Origin of the sequence: Streptomyces sp. NPDC089919, from assembly GCF_040684615.1 — a bacterium.
In the GTDB taxonomy this organism is placed as follows: Bacteria; Actinomycetota; Actinomycetes; order Streptomycetales; family Streptomycetaceae; genus Streptomyces.
This window is the reverse complement of record NZ_JBFBGK010000014.1, coordinates 1-16,982: the sequence shown is the minus strand read 5'-3', so window position 1 is coordinate 16,982 and position 16,982 is coordinate 1. Positions and strand designations below refer to the sequence as shown.

The 16,982-nt window shown below is 74.7% G+C and carries 18 protein-coding genes; 8 read left to right on the top strand and 10 right to left on the bottom strand.

What is annotated here, in order from left to right; translation table 11 throughout:
* Positions 1-46 precede the first annotated feature (46 nt).
* The 3 genes from AB0O40_RS08760 to AB0O40_RS08750 all read left to right on the top strand — a co-directional run bounded on the left by AB0O40_RS08760 (position 47) and on the right by AB0O40_RS08750 (position 2,103).
* Positions 47-697, top strand: a complete 651-nt coding sequence (locus AB0O40_RS08760) for an HAD family hydrolase (protein WP_365037136.1) — start codon at positions 47-49, stop codon at positions 695-697.
* Between the two features lie 122 nt (positions 698-819).
* A complete protein-coding gene (locus tag AB0O40_RS08755) occupies positions 820-1,344 on the top strand; it encodes a DoxX family protein (RefSeq protein ID WP_365037135.1) in 525 nt (174 codons plus the stop codon).
* Between the two features lie 69 nt (positions 1,345-1,413).
* Entirely contained in the window at positions 1,414-2,103 is a 690-nt protein-coding gene (locus AB0O40_RS08750) for an SMI1/KNR4 family protein (RefSeq protein ID WP_365037133.1), read from the top strand.
* A gap of 17 nt (positions 2,104-2,120) precedes the next feature.
* Here the strand turns inward: AB0O40_RS08750 and AB0O40_RS08745 are convergent, their stop codons facing one another.
* The 5 genes from AB0O40_RS08745 to AB0O40_RS08725 form a co-directional block, all read right to left on the bottom strand.
* Positions 2,121-2,594, bottom strand: a complete 474-nt coding sequence (locus AB0O40_RS08745; RefSeq protein WP_365037131.1) for a hypothetical protein — start codon at positions 2,592-2,594, stop codon at positions 2,121-2,123.
* Between the two features lie 76 nt (positions 2,595-2,670).
* Positions 2,671-3,528, bottom strand: a complete 858-nt coding sequence (locus tag AB0O40_RS08740; RefSeq protein WP_365037129.1) for a DUF3592 domain-containing protein — start codon at positions 3,526-3,528, stop codon at positions 2,671-2,673.
* A gap of 95 nt (positions 3,529-3,623) precedes the next feature.
* Positions 3,624-4,145: an EF-hand domain-containing protein gene (locus AB0O40_RS08735; protein ID WP_365037127.1), complete on the bottom strand. Its 522-nt coding sequence runs from the start codon at positions 4,143-4,145 to the stop codon at positions 3,624-3,626.
* 143 nt (positions 4,146-4,288) lie between these two features.
* Positions 4,289-5,461: a UDP-N-acetylglucosamine--N-acetylmuramyl-(pentapeptide) pyrophosphoryl-undecaprenol N-acetylglucosamine transferase gene (locus AB0O40_RS08730; RefSeq protein ID WP_365037125.1), complete on the bottom strand. Its 1,173-nt coding sequence runs from the start codon at positions 5,459-5,461 to the stop codon at positions 4,289-4,291.
* A gap of 67 nt (positions 5,462-5,528) precedes the next feature.
* Positions 5,529-6,959, bottom strand: a complete 1,431-nt coding sequence (locus AB0O40_RS08725) for an MFS transporter (RefSeq protein WP_365037123.1) — start codon at positions 6,957-6,959, stop codon at positions 5,529-5,531.
* A 166-nt stretch (positions 6,960-7,125) separates the two neighbouring features.
* On the opposite strand from AB0O40_RS08725, the gene AB0O40_RS08720 reads away from it, so the two are divergent.
* A complete protein-coding gene (locus AB0O40_RS08720) occupies positions 7,126-7,947 on the top strand; it encodes a helix-turn-helix transcriptional regulator (RefSeq protein ID WP_365037281.1) in 822 nt (273 codons plus the stop codon).
* Between the two features lie 95 nt (positions 7,948-8,042).
* Here AB0O40_RS08720 and AB0O40_RS08715 read toward each other — a convergent pair whose 3' ends face one another.
* Both AB0O40_RS08715 and AB0O40_RS08710 read right to left on the bottom strand, forming a co-directional pair.
* Complete coding sequence (locus AB0O40_RS08715; protein ID WP_365037121.1) at positions 8,043-8,918, bottom strand: chitosanase; 876 nt, start codon at positions 8,916-8,918, stop codon at positions 8,043-8,045.
* Between the two features lie 82 nt (positions 8,919-9,000).
* Positions 9,001-9,363 (bottom strand): HGxxPAAW family protein, encoded by a 363-nt coding sequence (locus tag AB0O40_RS08710; RefSeq protein WP_365037119.1) that lies wholly within the window; start codon positions 9,361-9,363, stop codon positions 9,001-9,003.
* A gap of 96 nt (positions 9,364-9,459) precedes the next feature.
* On the opposite strand from AB0O40_RS08710, the gene AB0O40_RS08705 reads away from it, so the two are divergent.
* Both AB0O40_RS08705 and AB0O40_RS08700 read left to right on the top strand, forming a co-directional pair.
* Complete coding sequence (locus AB0O40_RS08705) at positions 9,460-9,939, top strand: MarR family transcriptional regulator (protein WP_365037117.1); 480 nt, start codon at positions 9,460-9,462, stop codon at positions 9,937-9,939.
* 200 nt (positions 9,940-10,139) lie between these two features.
* Positions 10,140-10,559: a hypothetical protein gene (locus AB0O40_RS08700; protein ID WP_365037115.1), complete on the top strand. Its 420-nt coding sequence runs from the start codon at positions 10,140-10,142 to the stop codon at positions 10,557-10,559.
* A gap of 88 nt (positions 10,560-10,647) precedes the next feature.
* Here the strand turns inward: AB0O40_RS08700 and AB0O40_RS08695 are convergent, their stop codons facing one another.
* The 3 genes from AB0O40_RS08695 to AB0O40_RS08685 are packed head-to-tail and all read right to left on the bottom strand — an operon-like array spanning position 10,648 to position 13,176.
* Entirely contained in the window at positions 10,648-11,220 is a 573-nt protein-coding gene (locus AB0O40_RS08695) for an EF-hand domain-containing protein (protein WP_365037113.1), read from the bottom strand.
* 46 nt (positions 11,221-11,266) lie between these two features.
* Positions 11,267-11,953, bottom strand: a complete 687-nt coding sequence (locus tag AB0O40_RS08690; RefSeq protein WP_365037111.1) for a hypothetical protein — start codon at positions 11,951-11,953, stop codon at positions 11,267-11,269.
* Positions 11,950-13,176 carry a 2-isopropylmalate synthase gene (locus AB0O40_RS08685; RefSeq protein ID WP_365037109.1) on the bottom strand — a complete coding sequence of 409 codons (1,227 nt, stop codon included), beginning with the start codon at positions 13,174-13,176 and terminating at the stop codon, positions 11,950-11,952. The genes AB0O40_RS08690 and AB0O40_RS08685 overlap by 4 nt, the downstream gene beginning before the upstream one ends.
* A gap of 282 nt (positions 13,177-13,458) precedes the next feature.
* Here AB0O40_RS08685 and AB0O40_RS08680 point away from each other — a divergent pair, with 282 nt between their 5' ends.
* Both AB0O40_RS08680 and AB0O40_RS08675 read left to right on the top strand, forming a co-directional pair.
* A complete protein-coding gene (locus AB0O40_RS08680; protein ID WP_365037107.1) occupies positions 13,459-15,984 on the top strand; it encodes a glycoside hydrolase family 3 C-terminal domain-containing protein in 2,526 nt (841 codons plus the stop codon).
* Positions 15,985-16,007: 23 nt separating this feature from the next.
* Positions 16,008-16,982 (top strand): LacI family DNA-binding transcriptional regulator (locus tag AB0O40_RS08675; RefSeq protein ID WP_365037105.1); only part of this gene is annotated, 975 nt, incomplete at its 3' end.

Sequence of the window (16,982 nt, the reverse complement as noted above, 5' to 3'; positions counted from 1 at the left end):
CCGGACCCGCTGCCGCCTGCTGTTCCGAGCCGCCTATGCTGCGGAGATGATCAAGCCCATTGAGCTCGTCATCTTCGACTGCGACGGCGTCCTGGTCGACAGCGAGCGCATCGCCGCGCGCGTGCAGGTGGCCCTGGGGGCCGAGTTGGGGTGGCCGCTGACCGAGGCCGAGGTGGTGGAGCGCTTCATAGGGCGGTCCCACGCGGCCATCCGCGAGCAGGTCGCGGCCCGGCTCGGCGAGGAGGTGGCCGGGACCTGGTCGGCCCGCTTCGAAGAGCTGCACCGGGAGGCGGTGGACGCCGGGCTCGCCCCGGTCGAGGGGCTGCCCGAGGCGCTGGCCGCCCTCACGCTGCCGACCTGTGTGGCCTCCAGCGGCAGCCACGACAAGATGCGGCACACCCTCGGACGTACCGGGCTCTACGAGCACTTCGCCGGCCGCATCTACAGCGCCTCGGAGGTCGCCCGGGGCAAGCCGGCCCCCGACCTCTTCCTGCACGCCGCCGCGCGCATGGGCGTCGACCCGGCGGCCTGTGTCGTGGTCGAGGACAGCCGCCCCGGTGTGCTGGCCGCCCGCGCCGCCGGCATGCGGTCCTTCGGCTACGCGGGCGGTCTGACCCCGGCCGAGCGGCTGGCCGGCCCCGGCACCACGGTCTTCCACGACATGAGCCGGCTGCCGGCGCTCGTCGCGGGCCACTGACCGCCGCAGGTCGGGCGGGTGGGCTCGCCCGATCGGCGGGTCGTGTCCCGGGCAGCGGGAAGGTCCCGCGCGGACGGGTAGGGATGTCGGCGACATCCGTCCGCCGTTCCAGGGAGACCCCGATGGGCTGCATCAACCGACGTGACCTCGCGCTGCTGGCCCTGCGGGCCGGGACGGGGGCGGTGCTGATGGCGCACGGGACCCAGAAGCTGTTCGGCTGGTTCGGGGGCGGCGGCCTGGAGAAGACCGCGGCCGGGATGGAGCACATGGGCTTCACCCCGGGCCGGGCCAGCGCGCTGGCCGCCGGCCTCGGCGAGACCGGCGGCGGGGCGCTGCTCGTGCTGGGACTCGCCACCCCGGCCGCCGGGGCCGCGGCGGCGGGCGCCATGGCGGGCGCGGTGTCCGTGCACGCCCCGGCCGGCTTCTTCAACCAGGCCGGCGGCTTCGAGTACCCGGCGTTCCTCGGCTTCACGGCCGCCGCCATCGGCCTCGCCGGCGCCGGCCGCTACTCCCTCGACCACGCCACCGGCCACACCTTCGACCAGCCCTGGACCCTGGCCCTCGCCTTCACCACCACGGCCCTGGCTGCCGCTGCCGTGGTCACCAAACGAGCCCAGGACCAGCAGAAGGCCGACCCCGAGGCCTGACGGCGGGCGCCCTCGCCCACGTCCCCCTGCGGCCCGTGCGTTGTCAGTGGCGGCGGCTACCGTCGGGGCATGGATGAGCAGCGGTGGGGCGGGGTTCGTGAGCGGGTGCGGGCGTTGGGGGGTCGGGCGGGGAGCGGGAAGGTGTTCGGCTCGCTCGGGCACACATGGGTGCTCGACGAGCCGCTGGGCGATGACGGGCTCGCCGAGCTCGAGGCGCAGCTGGGCGTGCGGTTGCCCGATGGGTACCGGGACTTCCTCGGCTGCGTGGGCGCCGGGGGTGCGGGCCCGGCGTACGGGCTCTTCCCCGTCCGGCGGGTGGACGGCCGGTGGGGGTGGGAGGGGGACGGCGCCGATCTGGCCGACCTGACCCTGCTCGCCCGGCCGTTCCCCGAGCACGGGCCGGACCGGGCGGAGCTGGACGCGCTGCTCGCCGTACGGCCCGAGGAGGAGGCCTTCGGCGAGCTCGAGGAGTTCGACGAGGCCTTCGAGGCGTGGGAGGAGCGCTGGGAGGCCGTGCTGTTCACCCCCGAGCGCACCGCCGGCGCGATACCCGTCTCCCACCTGGGCTGCGCCCTGCGCGAGTGGCTGATCGTCAGCGGCGCCCACCGCGGCACGATCTGGTCCGACTACCGGGCGGACGGCGCCGACCTCGTCCCGCTCCTCGACGACGACGGACAGCCCGTCACCTTCACCCGCTGGTACCTCGACTGGCTGGAGAAGGCCGAGCTGACCGCGGGCACCGCGACCACGGACGGCTGATCCAGCCGGCCGCGGGGTCAGAGCCTCGTCAGGCGGGGGCGCCAGGTCCACCCGGCTGCGAGGACCGCGGCGCGCAGGGCGTCCTTCATCTCCCGGGTGTCGAGGGTCTTGACCCTGCGGCGGCGCCCGTCGGGGCCCCGCTCGTACGTCCACTGCACGGCGGCGCCGGCCCCGCGGCCGTACTCGCGGGAGGCCGACAGCCGGCCGCGGCTGCTCGACCGCTGCTCCTGGACGGCCCGCACCTCGCGCCGGTGCGGATCCAGCCGCAGCCGGACGGTCAGCCGCAGGTCGACCTCCTCGCCGGGCGAGCCGTGCCGGAGGCGCCAGTCGGCGACCAGATCCCCCTGCTCCGCAGAGCCTGCGATCCGCACCCGGTACGGCGCCGGCTCCCCGCCCACCGCGAGCAGCGCATCCCGCACCTCGGCCGCCCCTGCCGGGGTACCACCACCCACCGGACGCCTGACGCCGCTCAACCGTTCGAAGAGACCCATCGGCTCACCCTACGTCGCCCGGTCGCAGGCGGCCGGCGCGCATCGGCGCCGGCTCCGGCGGAGCGCGGATGACTCCTCAGAGGAGCAGGGCGCCCGTCGTGGTCGTCGCCGTGGCGGCGAGGAGGAGGGCGATGACGAAGAGGAGGCTGCGGCGGACGGCGCGGCGGGCGGCGGCCGGGTCCAGGGTCAGGTAGGTGAGGTCGTCGGGGGCGTAGTGGAGGGTGACCGAACCGCCGAAGGCCCTGGCCGGGTCCTTGGGCGGGTCGGCCAGGCGGGCGGTGACGGTCGTGCCCCCGCCGGTGGTGAAGCGGACGAAGAGCCGGTGGACGGTCATGGGCCCGTCGTCGTAGTCCTGCACGGTCTGCGTGACGGCGATGACCTCGGCCCGGACCGGTACCACGGTCGCCAGCTGCGCCGACTCCCGGCGTCCCACGCGCAGTTCGTGGGGCAGGGCGGTGGCCGCGAAGAGGGTCAGCGCCGCACCCCCGCCGAGCAGCGCCCAGGGGTAGCCGTGCCGGATCGCGGTGTCCGTGACCAGCCCGGCGTACAGGAGGAAGGCCGCGAAGTGCGGCCAGCCGCGCCCCGTCAGGCCGTCCTCGGGCGAATAGGCGACCTTGAACCGGCCCGGTTCGCCCGGCGGGTGCAGGACGGTCACCTCCCGGCCGATCCAGGCGGTCTCCAGCATCATGCCGTGCTCGCCGTCGTAGGGCAGGGTGTGCTCCCGGCCCGTGGCCGGGTCGGGGAAGGCGAGCACCACGGGTATCCCGGCCGTACCGGCCGCGCCGTGCGCCGGCGGGCACACCTCGACCACCCGCCCGGTCACGCGTACGGCCCGCTGCCCGCGGGTGGCCCCGGCCAGCGCCAGCCCGTACCCCACCAGGGCCCAGACGGCGCAGACCGCGCACCCGAGCAGCCGTACCAGACCCCAGTCCATGCCCGCGCCCCCCCGTCGTCGCCGCGCGCAAGATCTACCACGGACGGACCCGGCCGGGTAGGGCCCAGGACGCACCGGGTCGGGGCGGGAAAGGATCAGACGGCCTCCACCGGACCGAAGAGCAGGCGGCCCGGGTGCGAGGGGTCGGTGCCGGCCCAGAACTCGTACCAGTTGGCCCGGAACTCCTCCCGGCTGATCCGGCCGTCGCCGTTCAGATCGAGCTGGTCGAAGGCGGCCGCGGTGTCCACGCCCCGGCCGCCGAACGTCTCGATCATCTGCTTGTACTCGGCGTGGTCGACCTCGCCGTCGCCGTTGGCGTCCACGATCGCGAACATCGCCTCGGCGGTCCCGTCGACGGCGTGGGGCATGGTGGGCAGGACGTCCACCACCCCGAGGACGTCGTCGAGCGAGACCTGGTCGCTCCCGTCGGCCGCGGCCGACAGGACCTGCCACCACCCCAGCATGGTCTCCCGCACGGCGTGGTCCTCGTCCCCCGCGCGGCCGGTCCACCGCCGGCCGAGGAGGACGAAGTCCTGTTCCGTCAGGAACCCGTCGCCGTCGACGTCCAGCAGGGCGAAGGCCAGGTCGATCTTCCGGCGCTGGAACTCGGTTGCCATCGTGCGTCCGTCCTCACCTGTCGGCCGTGGGCGCTCCTCGTCGCGACCGGCGGGCTCGCCGGGGCCGTCGAGAGCACTTCACTCTGAGGATGGTCCGCCCGGCGTGGTGGAAACCCGCACCGCAGGGGGAACAGACGAGCGGGTCAGCCCCGCGCCGCCGCCAGGATCACGTCCACCAGCCGGTCCGCGGCGTCCGGCCGGCCGTACGCCCGGGCCCGCTCCGCCATCGCGGCCCGGCGCACCGGGTCGGCCAGCAGCGGGCCGACCGCCTCCGCGAGGGCGTGGGCGGTGACGTCACCGAGCAGGGCGACGGCCGCTCCTGCCTCGGCCAGGTGGCGGGCGTTGTGGGCCTGTTCGTTGCCCGCGGAGGTGGCCAGCGGGACGAAGACGGCGGGCTTGCCGAGCGCCGTCAGCTCCGCGAGCGTGCCGGCGCCGCTGCGCGAGATCACCAGGTCGGCCAGGGCCAGGACGTCGGGCAGCTCGGCTCCGACGAAGCCGGCCAGGTGGTAGCGACCGGCGCGGACCGGGTCCAGGTGCGCGGCCGAGGCGCGCAGGGCGTCGACGTTGGCCGGACCGCACTGGTGGACGACGTTCGCCCGCTCCAGCAGCCAGGGGAGCACTTCCTGGACCACGCCGTTGATCTGGGCCGCGCCCTGCGCGCCGCCGGTGACGTAGACGGTGGGCAGGCGCGGGTCGAAGCCGGCCAGGCCCAGCGCGTCGACGGCCTTCTGCGGGTGCCCGGCCAGGACTTCGGGCCGGACCGGATTGCCGGTGACCACGGCCCGGTCCCGCACGTCGGCCGGCAGCAGCTCCAGCGAGGACTCCGACGAGACGGCGATCCGGGTCGCCGACCCCGCGAGCTTGCGGTTGGCCAGGCCCAGCCGGACGGTCTGCTCGTGCAGCACCAGGGGCACGCGGCACAGCCGGGCGGCGAGCCCGGCCGGCACGGCCACGTACCCGCCGGTGGCCAGGACCGCGTCCGGCTGGAAATCCGACACGATCGTCCGGGCCTGGGCCACGCCCAGCGGCACCCGCGCCATGTCCTTGAGGTTCGCGGTGGACAGCATCTTCAGCGGGTTCGCCGAGCGGCGGATCTTGCCGGTGGCGACCGTCTTGAAGGCGATGCCCTCGGCGGGGGCGACCTTGGCCTCCAAGCCCTGTGCGGTACCGATCCACAGGACGTCGAGGGTGCCGCCCGCGGCGCCGAGTCGGGCCTGCAGGGCGCGGACCGCGGTCAGGGCCGGGTAGGTGTGACCACCGGTCCCACCGCCCGTGACCAGCAGCCGGAAGGAACGAGGAAGGGAAGAGCTGTCCATCACGTCACCCTACTCGCCGGCCGCCGTCCGTTCCGCCACCCGCCCCCTGCCCCCACCGTGCACCCGGTCACCCGGCGGGCTGCCGGTCCGCCTTCGTACGCCCGAGGGCGACGGCCAGCAGCAGCGCCGCGACGACCACGATGGCCGCGTCGATCGCCAGGACGGTACGGACGCCGTCGAAGAGCGAGGCCCCGGTGGTGGCCAGCACGCCCAGCAGCGGGATGCCGATGGTGATGCCGACCTGCTGGGTGGTGGTGACCAGGCCCGTCGCCAGACCCTGCTCCTCGTCCGGTACCCCGCTGGTGACGACCACTCCGTACGAGATGATCGCGCCGAGGTGGAACATGCTGGCCACGGAGACGAACACGGTGGCCAGGACCGCGCCCGAGCCGGTGCCCACGCTCAGCAGGGCGGCGGTGAAGGCGCCCTGGCCCAGCAGCGAGCCGATCAGCGCCCGCCGGGCCCCGAACCGCCCGATCACCTTCGGCGCGTACGTGCCGGCCACGATCGACAGGACGCCCTGCACGCCGAAGACCAGGCCGGTGCGGAAGGAGGACAGCCCCAGCGTCTCCTGGAGGTAGAGGGTCAGCACGAACACGACCGTCGACATCATCGAGAAGGTCACCAGACCGCCCAGATTGCCCCAGGCGACCGTCCGGCGGCGCAGCATCGGCAGCGAGACCAGCGGCGCCGGGGAGCGCGACTCCACCACCGCGAAGGCGGCGAGCAGCGCGAGACCGACGACCAGGGTGCCCCAGACGTCCACGTCGCCGAAGCCGCGCTGGGCCGCCGTCGACAGGGAGTAGATGAGCGAGAGCAGTCCGCCGGTCACGGTCACCGCGCCGGGTACGTCCAGGCGCGGCCGCTGCGGCGTACGCGACTCCGGCAGCAGGCCGGGGGCGAGGACCAGCACGACCACCGCGGCGACCGAGAGCAGCCCCATGGTCGAACGCCAGCCCAGGGTGTCGGTCATCACACCGCCGAGGACCATGCCGATGGTGAAGCCGAGGGAGAGCAGGGTGCCGGAGATGCCCAGCGCCCGGTCGCGCAGCGGCCCTTCGGGGAAGGTGGTGGTCAGCAGGGACATCCCGGTCGGCACGATGACCGCCGCGCCCAGGCCCTGAAGGGCGCGACCGGTCAGGAAGGAGGCCGGGTCCCAGGCGAGGGTGGCGAGCACGGAGGCCGCGCCGAACAGCCCGAGGCCGGTGAGGAAGAGCTTGCGGCGGCCGTACAGGTCGGCGATCCGGCCGAACAGGAGCAGGAAGCCACCGGAGGGCAGGGCGAAGGCCGTGACGGCCCACTGGAGCGCCGAGTTGCCGAAGCCGAGGTCCTTGCCCAGGGCCGGCAGCGCCACGTTCAGCACGGAGAAGTCGAGCGCCACCATGAACTGGGCGGCGCAGAGCACGAAGAGGACCAGCTTGGCCCGGCCGGTCAGCCGGGTGTCCTCGGGGGCCGCCGGAACCGGTCCGGCGGTCGTCGTCTGGATGTCGATTGCCATGGCCACAGCCTCGCGGCCCGGGAATGGGCGTGGAGAGTGGGAACTTATCCTGTTGCCGACACCACCAGGCAGCGAGCAGGGGGACTTCGTGGCCACACCGATCGACCAGCACGACCAGCGGGGCGGGCCGGAGGGCCGGCGCCGCACGGAACTGCGCGAGTTCCTGATGAGCCGGCGGGCCCGGATCTCCCCGGCCGAGGCCGGCCTGCCCGACGGCGGGGCCCGCCGCCGCACCCCGGGACTGCGCCGAGAGGAGGTGGCCGTGCTCGCCGGCGTGGGCGTCTCCTGGTACCAGTGGCTGGAGCAGGGCCGGGACATCACCGTCTCCGGGCAGGTCCTGGACGCGGTGGGCCGGGTGCTCAAGCTCACCAGCGCGGAGCGCCGGCACCTGTACGCGCTCGCCGGGCTGAACCCGCCGGCCCTGGAAGTCGCCCCCGCCGACCGGGACATGTGCGACGGTCTGCAGCGGCTGATCGAGGCGTGGATGCCCTTCCCCGCGCACATCATGGACGCCTACTGGAACACCGTGATGTACAACGACGCCGCCGCGCTGGTGCTCGGCATGCGGCCGGAGATCGTGCAGAACTGCCTGATCGCCTTCTTCACCGACCCGCTCTACCGGGCGCGCGCCGCGGACTGGGAGGGCAACGCCCGCAAGGTCGTGGCGCAGTTCCGGGCAGCGTGCACGGAGCGGCCGGGGGACGAGGGCTTCCGGGCGGTGGTGGAGGAGGCCCGGGAGCTGAGTCCGGAGTTCGCCGAGCTGTGGGAGCAGCGCGACATCCGGCCCGGCGGCCAGCTGAAGAAGCAGATGGAGCACCCGGCCGTGGGCGCCCTGCACATCGAGACGACGCAGCTGCGGGTGCCGGCCCGCCCGGACCTGGTCATCGTGCTGCACACCCCGCTGCCGGACACCGGCACCGCCGAGAAGCTGGAATGGCTGGCCTCGCCGGAGGGGCGGCGGGGGCAGATGTATCCGGTGGCCGGCTGAGCCGGTGCCGGTGCCGGCCGCGGTGCGGCGCGGGCTCTGGGTCGGGTCGGGTGGACCGGTGCCGGCCCGGCTGGGCGGGCACCGGTCCGTCCTGCTCAGCCGATGTGGTACTTGTCGCCGTAGACCTTCCAGTCCAGCGGCGTCTTCAGCGTGAGGTTGCCCTTGCGCAGGAAGACCCGCTGGGCGGTGTCCACGCGACTGGTGTCGCCGTGCGCCTCCTCCTGCTTCATCGCCCAGACGCGGGCGTCCAGGAAGGCGTTGAGGTAGGCGCTCTGACTGCCGCCCCGGGCCGGGAGCTCGGCCTTGGCGAGGGCCTTCTTGCGGATGGCGCCGAAGCTGGTGCGGTCGTGGCCGCCGCCGTGCATCACCAGCGCGTCGTAGTAGATGAACTGGCCCAGCACGCCGACCCCGTCGGCCTTGCCCTGCTTGACGGCCGGGTTGAAGTAGACGCGGTCGCGCTCGTCGTTCTGGGCCCGCTGGAAGGCGCGGTCCGCGGCAGCCTTCTTCCAGTCCCGGACGAACGCGGCACCGAGGCCGGCGTGCGAGTCCGAGCCGTCCACCCGGCGCAGCGCCGGGAGGTACTTCGCCAGGACGTTGCCGGGCTTGCGCCGGGTGTACAGCTCGACGAGGTCGAGCATGTCGCCGGTGCCCGAGCAGAAGCCGACGAGGCCGGCGGTGTAGCCGCGGCCGTCGTCGATGTCCTCGATGTACCCGTACTGCGCCTTCCAGTTCAAGGAGGAGTTCTCGGCGCTGGACACCAGCTTCATGGCTATCTCCTTCTTCGCCGGATCGGCCAGGCTCAGCGCCGCCGCCCCGGCCTGCGGCGCGGCCGCCGCGGGGACGGGCGGGTCCGCGGGGCTCGCGGCGTAGGCCCCGACCGGGGCTGCGACCAGGGCGGCGCCGAGCAGGACCTGCAGGGCGGTCCTGGTCCTGGTCCGGCGGGCGTCGGTACGGCGGTGGGCCTGCGGCACGGGGGCTCCAAACGGGACGCTGGGGCATCTGGTGGGGCGACCTGCCTATCAGATGCGGACACCCGGCTCCCCGTCCGGGGCCTCAGTCGGTGACCTCGAGGCGGCCCGGACCGTCGAGCACGTGCGCGGCGGCGACGGACGGACGGCCGCGCCCGGCGGTCCGGCAGCCGATGCAGGAGGCGTGACCGCCGGCCGCCGAGGTGTCGCGGACCCGCCAGGAGCGCTCGGCGGCCGGCCGGGGGCCGGAGGGCTTGCCCCAGCCCGCCAGGTGCAGGGCCCAGGTGGTCAGCAGCGCGACGACGGCGAGCGCGCCGCTGGCCCACAGGCCCGGGGCCCAGTCGAGGCAGACGGCGGCCCCGGCGACCGCGGCCGCCAGGGTGCCGAGTGCGGTACCGGTCCAGCCGGCCACCGTGTGGCCGAGGTCGACATCGCCGTGGGCGCTCATGGGTTCTCCCGTTCGGGGCAGGGGGCAGGCAGGATGAGGGGGGACAAGACCATTTATCTCACGAGCTAAGTAACTTAGATGCTAAGGAGTATCTGCGTGCAGGGCAAGACCCGCCCCCCGGTCACCGTCGGTGAGGCGATCCAGCGGATGGACGCGTACGTCGCCCTCGGCATCGTCGGACAGCAGGAGGTGGCGCAGGCCCTGGGCCTGAACGTCACCGATCTGACCTGCCTGGGGCACGTCCTCGGTGCGGGGGAGGCCCCCCTCACGGCCGGCGAGCTGGCCGAGCGGGTGAACCTGACGACCGGGGCGGTGACGGGGGTCCTGAACCGCCTGGAGAAGGCCGGGTACGCCCGGCGCCGGCCCGACCCGGGCGACCGGCGCCGGGTGCGGGTGGTGGCCGACCCGACGGCCGCCGCCCGCCTGATCGCGCTGTACCAGCCCTTCTACGACCGGATCGGCGCGCTCTTCGCCCAGTACGAGCCGGCAGAGGTCGCGGTGATCGCCGACTGGTTCACCCGCGCCGCCGACGAGGCCCGCGCCCACCTCGAAACCCTCCGGACCGGGGCCCTCTGAGGAGGGGCGCGGGAATTTACCAAGATCGATTCTTCGGGTCAAGCCACGAGATGCAGTGGCGTGCCCGGATCTCCGCCGCGGGGTTTATTTGAAGCACGCCCCACCGGGAAATCCCGGAGGAGAACGAGAAGCCGGATGAATTCCTCTTCTCTCTCGCGGGGCCTCTTATAAAGCCCCCTTATTTGCGAGTGGAGAATCCGATGTTCGAGCTTTCCTTTACCCGTCGTGTCGTCCTCGCCGGTTCCTCCCTGCTGCTGGTCGGCGGCGGTGTGGCCCTGCCGGCCACGGCGATGGCCGCCCCGGCTCCCCAGCACGCGGTGACTTTCGTCCAGGACGACAGCGCCGACGGCATCGCCACCAGCGGCGACTCGAACGCGGAGAACACCACCGCCGGCGGCACCGCGACCAGCGGTGACACCAACACCGGTGTCGGGAACTGCAAGGGCAAGTGCACGATCACCACGGGCAACGCCACCTCGGGTGACGCCAGTGCCGACGCCATCAACACCGGTGACGCCACCGCGGTGAGCGGCGACGCCCACGGCACCGGCGGCACGGTCAAGAAGAACGACATCAAGAAGCAGCTGAAGGAGAACCTGAAGGCCAAGCTCGGCAAGTGATCCCACGAGCCACCCCGAAAAACCCGGATGCCGGAGAGGTCCTGCCTCTCCGGCATCCGGGGGTTTGCGTGCGCGTTTATCCGTGGGATCAGTGTTCCGCGGCGCCGGTGCGCGCGTCGGGGCGGCCCATCCACCAGTTGCCGGGGGCGGCGGGGTCGGTGCTGGACCAGTACTCGATCACCGCGGACTCGAATTCGGCGGGGGACAGGACGCCGTTGCCGTCCAGGTCCAGGTGGCCGAAGGCCTCGTCCAGGTCGGCCTGGCCGATCGCCGGGAAGTGGCTGCGTTGGAAGGCGTCGAACTCGTTCTTGTCCACCGACCCGTTCCCGTCCGCGTCGGCGATCGCGAAGAACGCCCGGGCCAGCGCACCGACGGTGGTGGCCGCGGCCTCGGGATCGGCGGCCAGGGTGAGGGTGCTGGTGACGAACTCCTGTTTGGTCAGGCGTCCGTCGGGACCGCCGACGTGCGGGGCGTGCAGGTCGCGCCAGATGGCGACGTACGCGTCGACCATGCGGGTGTGCTCCACCGAGCCGTGCGGGTAGCCGAGTTGGTCGGCGGCCCGGTCGCCCATGACGACGTGGTCGGCCTCGGTCAGGGCCCCGTCGCCGTCGGTGTCCAGCAGATCGAAGCCGTGGCTGATCTTGTCGCGCAGGATGTCCATGGCGGCGAAGGTAGCGCAGCCGCCCCCACCGCCGGAGCCGATCCACCTATCGGGTGACGGTGCCGTCCTGGCGGGCCTGCTCGTAGCGGGGGAGGAGGTCGCGGAGGTAGGTGGCGGGAGTTCGGCGGTCCTGGGCGCCGGGGCGGTGGAGGGTGAGGCGGCCGTCGGGGTGGACGCGGACCGTGGTGGTCGCGCTCCGGGGGATCGCGGGTACGGGGTCCGGTACGGGAGGGGCCAGGACGGGCACGGCGGCGGGGAACATGGCCAGGGCGCCGTCGGTGGTGGCGGCCGGCGGGCGGCCCGTGCGGTTGGCGCTGCTGACGTAGAGCACCGGGTGCGGGTCCAGGAGGGGCAGCAGCGGCTGCCACCGGGCGCCGAAGAGGAGCAGCCAGCCGTCCTTGACCGCGGGCGTCGTCCACGCGGGCACTCCGCCGCCGCGGACCGGGACCAGGACGGTGAGGTGTTCGGCGGCGAGGAGCCATCGGGTCAGGGCAGCCGTGCCCGGGTCCAGGTCCCAGACGTCGTCGAGGGCGTGGAGGGTCGCGGGATGGTGGGCCCAGAGGGCGACCGGCTGGTCGGTGGGGCGGCCCTTGGCGTCGTTCACGGCGCCCGGCCGGGTGGCGGTGACGACGTGGGTGAGCGGCGCCGGGTTGGGGAGGACCACGGCCGTACCGGCGGCCAGGGCCCGGGCGGCCTCCGCCGGCGACGCCGGGCCGCGCGGTTCGGTGTTCACCGGGTGGGTCCGGTCGCGCGGGTGAGGCCGTCGAGGTAGGCGGTGAAGGAGTCGTCGTCGACCACGGCCTGGCCGGTGCGGAAGGCCCGGGACTTGGCCCAGTCCAGGGCCGCGCCGGTCTGCTCGCGGTCGAGGCGGTACCCGAGGCGGGTCGCGACGGCCGTGACCACCCGCGCGCTCGCCAACTGCGTCAGCAGGACCTGCGGTTCGATGCCCAGCACCGCCGACGGGTCGTAGGGCTGGAACAACTCGGGGTGCACGAAGGGCGTGCCCGTGGAGAGCGACCCCACCCCGCTGCCGACGATCGGGGTGGTCACGCTCAGCGGCACCCCCGTCTCATGGGCCACCCGGTGCGCGATCCGCGGCAGTTGCCGCAGGTCGGGCGCGCTCCACCAGAGGTCCGCGGTCGGGCCCAGCAGCTCCGGCGCGTGCCGGGCGAGGAGGAACAGCAGCTGTTCGGTGGCCACCATGCCGGAGCGCTCCGCGATGCCCAGCCAGGAGCCGGACACCACCCGCACCCCGGCGGCCAGCGCCTGGAGGGTGTTGGCCAGTCCCAGCCCGAGGTCGTTGTGGAGGTGCGAGGCGAGCACCACGTCCTCGTCGCAGCCCTTCCGGACGGTGTCGAACATCTCCCGGCAGGCGCCCGGGAGTTGTCCGCCGACCGTGTCGGCCAGGACCACGAGCCCGGCCCCGGCCCCGGTCAACTCCTGTGCGTAGTGGGCCATGAGGGCGGTGTCCGCCCGGGAGGCGTCCGCGAGGCAGATGTCCACCGCGACCGACTCCTCCAGGTCCCGGGCCGCCTTGACCAGGTCGACCCCCGCCCGGAGCGCTTCGGCGGCCGGCCGGTGCACCATCACGTGTGCCATCGCCTCGGAGGCCGGTACCACGACCATCACCCGGGCGTGCCGGCTGCCGCGCACCGACGCGACCGCCTGGGCCACGTCCGGGCGCGCCCCCCGGCAGACCGCGGCCACGCTCACCGCTCCCTCGGCCTCCGCCGCCACCTGGCGCACCGCCTCGAACTCCTCGGCGCACACGGCGGGGAAGCCGGCGGCGAAGACGACGTGGCGCGGTCCGTCCGCACCGAAGACCCGGCCCGTCTCGTGGGCCAACCGCACCCGGAACCGCGGGCTCATGAGGGTCTTCGCCTGCGCGCCGTCGCGGGCGGACTCCTCCCACACCACGACCTTGCCGGCCTGAGCCGACTGTCGCACCAGGTCCACCGGAGCCTCCCGCCGCCGTCACCGCGCCCCGGTCGAGCACCTGCTCGACCCCGCTCCGGAAACGTTCTCCCGGCCGTGGCCCCGGTAGGCCGGGACGGACTGGAGGATCACCCGAAAGGGTGAGTTGCGGCTCTTCCGTGGACATCGGCAGTACGAGGGAATCCGCTGTCGCCACACGGGCGTTGACACGCCCTCCGGTGCGCCCGGATCATCTGGGAGAGCGCTCTCCCGCATGGTCGGGTGGTCCGGGCGGTCCGGACGGTGGCTCGGTGAGGGGTGGACATGCGCGACGTCGACGTCGAACGGCTGGCGGACAAGCTGGACCCCGGGCAGCGGGTGCGGCTGCTGACCGGCGGAGACACCTGGCGGACCCGTGCCGAGCCCGACATCGGGCTGGCGGAGCTGGTCTTCTCGGACGGCCCGGCCGGGGTGCGCGGACCGGGGTGGGACGAGCGGGCCACCTCCGCGCTGCTGCCGTCGCCCAGTGCGCTGGGCGCGCTGTGGGACGAGGAACGCGTGCGCCGGCTGGGCGAGTTGCTGGGTGAGGAGGCCCGGCGCAAGGGTGTGCACGTGCTCCTCGCGCCCACCCTCAACCTGCACCGCAGCCCGCTGGCCGGACGCCACTTCGAGTGCCTGGCCGAGGATCCGCTGCTCGCCGGCCGGACCGGAGCCGCGCTGATCCGCGGCATCCAGTCGCGGGGGGTGGCGGCCACCGCCAAGCACTATGTGGCCAACGACTCCGAGACGCAGCGGCTGACCCTCGACGTACGGGTCGAGGAGCGCGTGCTGCACGAGGTGTACCTGGCCCCCTTCGAGGCCGCCGTCCGGGCCGGGGCGTGGGTGGTGATGTCGGCCTACAACCGGGTCAACGGCACCACGATGAGCGAGAGCCCGCTGCTCGCCGAGCCCCTGAAGGGCACGTGGGCCTTCGACGGCCTGGTGGTCTCCGACTGGGGCGGCGTCCGCTCCGTCCTGGCCTCGGCCCGGGCGGCGCAGGACCTGGCGATGCCCGGTCCCGGCGGCCCGTGGGACGCGGAGCTGGCGGCGGCCCTCGCGGCGGGCCGGGTGCCGCCCGAGGCCATCGAGGACAAGGTCCGCCGCCTGCTGCGCCTCGCCGCCCGGGTCGGCGCCCTGCACCCCCGCGACACGTCGGTGGCCGACCTGCACCCCCGCGATACGCCGGTGGCCGACCTGCTCCCTGCGGCAGGAGGTGGGCCCGATGTGCACCCCCGTGACGCGCCGGTGGCCGGGGCGGCGGCCCCCGCCCGGCTCCGCCGGGACCTGCGGGAGGCCGCCGCGGCGAGTTCCGTGCTCCTCGAGAACCGCGGCGTACTCCCCCTGGACCCGGCGGCGTTGACGCGGATCGCGGTCATCGGGGCGCACGCCGAGGTCCCCCGCGTCCAGGGCGGAGGCAGTTCGGAGGTGTTCCCGCAGCAGGTCGTCAGCCCCCTGGACGGCCTCCGGGCGGCGCTGCCGCCGCACGTGCGGATCGCCCACGAACCCGGCCCGGCACCCGAGGGCGCCGGCGGGCAGGCACCGCTCGGTGCGCGGTACGCCCTCGATCCGGAGAGCGGCGCCCCCGGCGTCCGGCTGCGGGTACTCGACGCCGAGGGGACGGTGCTGGGCTCCTCGCACCAGCCCTCCGGGCGGCTGCTCGAGCCCGGACTGCCGCCCGGTGCGCACACCGTGGAGATCGCGGCGGTGCTGCACCCCGATGTCACCGGTCCCTGGACCCTGGGGCTGGGCGGCTTCGGCGCGCTCCGTCTCAGCGTCGACGGGGAGCTGCTGCTCGGCGGGGAGTTCCCGCCCGGGACCGACGATCCGGCGGTGATCCACGTCCGGCCGCCCCAGCACCTCACCCGCGTCCCGCTCACCGCCGGGTGCCCGGTCACCGTGGTCGCCCGGCGCGAGCTGGCCCGTGGTACCGGGCGGGCCACCGTGCTCACCGCCGCTCCGCCCCGGCCCGATCCGGCGGTCGCGCTCGCCGCCGCGGTGGCCGCGGCCCGGGCGGCGGACGCGGTGGTCGTGGTGGTCGGCACCACCGACGGCGACGAGTCCGAGGGCGCGGACCGCACGTCGCTGCGACTGCCCGCCCCCCAGGATGCGTTGGTGGCCGCGGTCGCCCGGGCCAACCCCCGGACGGTCGTCGTGGTGAACGCGGGCGCCCCGGTGGAGCTGCCCTGGCGTCGGGAGGTGGGTGCCGTGCTGCTGACCTGGTTCCCCGGGCAGGAGGCGGGCGCCGCGCTGGCCGACGTACTCCTCGGCCGCGTGGAGCCCGGCGGGCGGCTGCCGACCACCTGGCCCGCCGCCCTCGCGGACGCCCCGGTCCGGGCCACCGAGCCCGGACCGGACGGGCGGCTCCCGTATGCGGAAGGCCTGCACATCGGGTACCGCGGCTGGCTGCGCCCCGGCCACGACCGGGCCCCGGCGTACTGGCTCGGCCACGGACTCGGTTACACCAGCTGGGAGTTCGAGCGGATCGGCACCCCGGCGCCGCTGCCGGACGGGGGGTACGAGGTCCCGGTGACCCTGCGCAACACCGGCCCGCGGCGCGGCCGGGAGCTGGTCCAACTCCACCTCTCCCGGCCGGACTCGGAGGTCGAGCGGCCGGTCCGCTGGCTCGCCGGCTGGGCGACGGCGCAGGCGGACCCGGGGGAGCGGGTCACGGTCGCGGTGCGGGTGGCGGGCCGGGCCCTGGAGCACTGGTGCCCACGGGCCCGGGCCTGGCGGACCGAGCCGGGCGCCTTCACCGTCCTGGCCGGCCGCACGGCCGGGGAGCTACCGCTCCGGGCGGCGATCGAGGTCTGAACGCGGGCGGTTACAGTGCCGCCATGGACGCAGCGAACGCGGGTACCGGGGGCGGCGCGGGCACCGGGACGGCTCCGACCCTGGAGGACGTGGCGCGTGCCGCCGGGGTGTCCCGGGCCACGGTGTCCCGGGTGGTCAACGGGGTCCGGAATGTGGACCCCGCCATCCAACAGGCGGTCCAGCGGGCGGTCGCCGCGACCGGTTACGTACCCAACCGGGCGGCCCGGTCGCTGGTGACGCGGCGGTCCGGCGCGGTGGCGCTGGTGGTGTGCGGGGCCGGGGCGGACACCGACCGGGTGTTCCAGGACCCGTTCTTCGGGCGGGTGGTGAGCGGGGTGGTACGGGCGCTGCGGCCGCGCGGGGTGCATCCGGTGCTGCTCTTCGCCGACGGGGAGGCGGACCGGGCCCAGGTGCTGGCCCACCTGACCCAAGGGGGTGCGGACGGCGCGCTGATCGTCTCCACCGACGGCCGGGACCCGCTGCCCGCGCTGCTGGCGCCGGCCGGGGTGCCCGCGGTGCTCTTCGCGCGTCCGGCGCCGGGTGTCGTACTGGACTGGGTGGACCTGCGGCACCGGGAGGGCGGCGCGCTGGCGGCCCGGCACCTGCTCGACCGGGGCTGCCGGCGGCTCGCGGTCATCGGGGGCCCGGCCGACCTGCCGGCCAGCCGTGAGCGGGTGGCCGGCTTCCGGGAGGAGCTGGGGGGCGGACCGGTCCGGGTGGCCGAGGCGGACTTCACCCTCGACGGCGGTGAACGGGCCATGCGGACGCTGCTGGACCAGGAGCCGGAGCTGGACGGGGTGTTCGCCGCCAACGACCTGATGGCCCAGGGAGCCTGCCTGGTGCTGCGGGAGCACGGCCGGGGAGTCCCGCAGGACGTGGCGGTGGTCGGCTTCGACGACTCGGGCGCGGCGGGGTTGGCGGGGGCTGGCCTGCGGGCGGGGTCTGTCGTGCCTGCAGGGTCTGCCGCGCCTGCGGGGGCGGCCCCCGATGCCGATCGG

What these genes read in the sequence shown, in the direction of transcription:
- AB0O40_RS08710 (WP_365037119.1), bottom strand. Translation starts at nt 9,363, where the DNA reads ATGAGCGCCCACGGCGATGTCGACCTCGGCCACACGGTGGCCGGCTGG.
- AB0O40_RS08725 (WP_365037123.1), bottom strand. Translation starts at nt 6,959, where the DNA reads ATGGCAATCGACATCCAGACGACGACCGCCGGACCGGTTCCGGCGGCC.
- AB0O40_RS08755 (WP_365037135.1), top strand. Translation starts at nt 820, where the DNA reads ATGGGCTGCATCAACCGACGTGACCTCGCGCTGCTGGCCCTGCGGGCC.
- AB0O40_RS08730 (WP_365037125.1), bottom strand. Translation starts at nt 5,461, where the DNA reads ATGGACAGCTCTTCCCTTCCTCGTTCCTTCCGGCTGCTGGTCACGGGC.
- AB0O40_RS08720 (WP_365037281.1), top strand. Translation starts at nt 7,126, where the DNA reads ATGAGCCGGCGGGCCCGGATCTCCCCGGCCGAGGCCGGCCTGCCCGAC.
- AB0O40_RS08750 (WP_365037133.1), top strand. Translation starts at nt 1,414, where the DNA reads ATGGATGAGCAGCGGTGGGGCGGGGTTCGTGAGCGGGTGCGGGCGTTG.
- AB0O40_RS08695 (WP_365037113.1), bottom strand. Translation starts at nt 11,220, where the DNA reads ATGGACATCCTGCGCGACAAGATCAGCCACGGCTTCGATCTGCTGGAC.
- AB0O40_RS08735 (WP_365037127.1), bottom strand. Translation starts at nt 4,145, where the DNA reads ATGGCAACCGAGTTCCAGCGCCGGAAGATCGACCTGGCCTTCGCCCTG.
- AB0O40_RS08745 (WP_365037131.1), bottom strand. Translation starts at nt 2,594, where the DNA reads ATGGGTCTCTTCGAACGGTTGAGCGGCGTCAGGCGTCCGGTGGGTGGT.
- AB0O40_RS08680 (WP_365037107.1), top strand. Translation starts at nt 13,459, where the DNA reads ATGCGCGACGTCGACGTCGAACGGCTGGCGGACAAGCTGGACCCCGGG.
- AB0O40_RS08740 (WP_365037129.1), bottom strand. Translation starts at nt 3,528, where the DNA reads ATGGACTGGGGTCTGGTACGGCTGCTCGGGTGCGCGGTCTGCGCCGTC.
- AB0O40_RS08700 (WP_365037115.1), top strand. Translation starts at nt 10,140, where the DNA reads ATGTTCGAGCTTTCCTTTACCCGTCGTGTCGTCCTCGCCGGTTCCTCC.
- AB0O40_RS08760 (WP_365037136.1), top strand. Translation starts at nt 47, where the DNA reads ATGATCAAGCCCATTGAGCTCGTCATCTTCGACTGCGACGGCGTCCTG.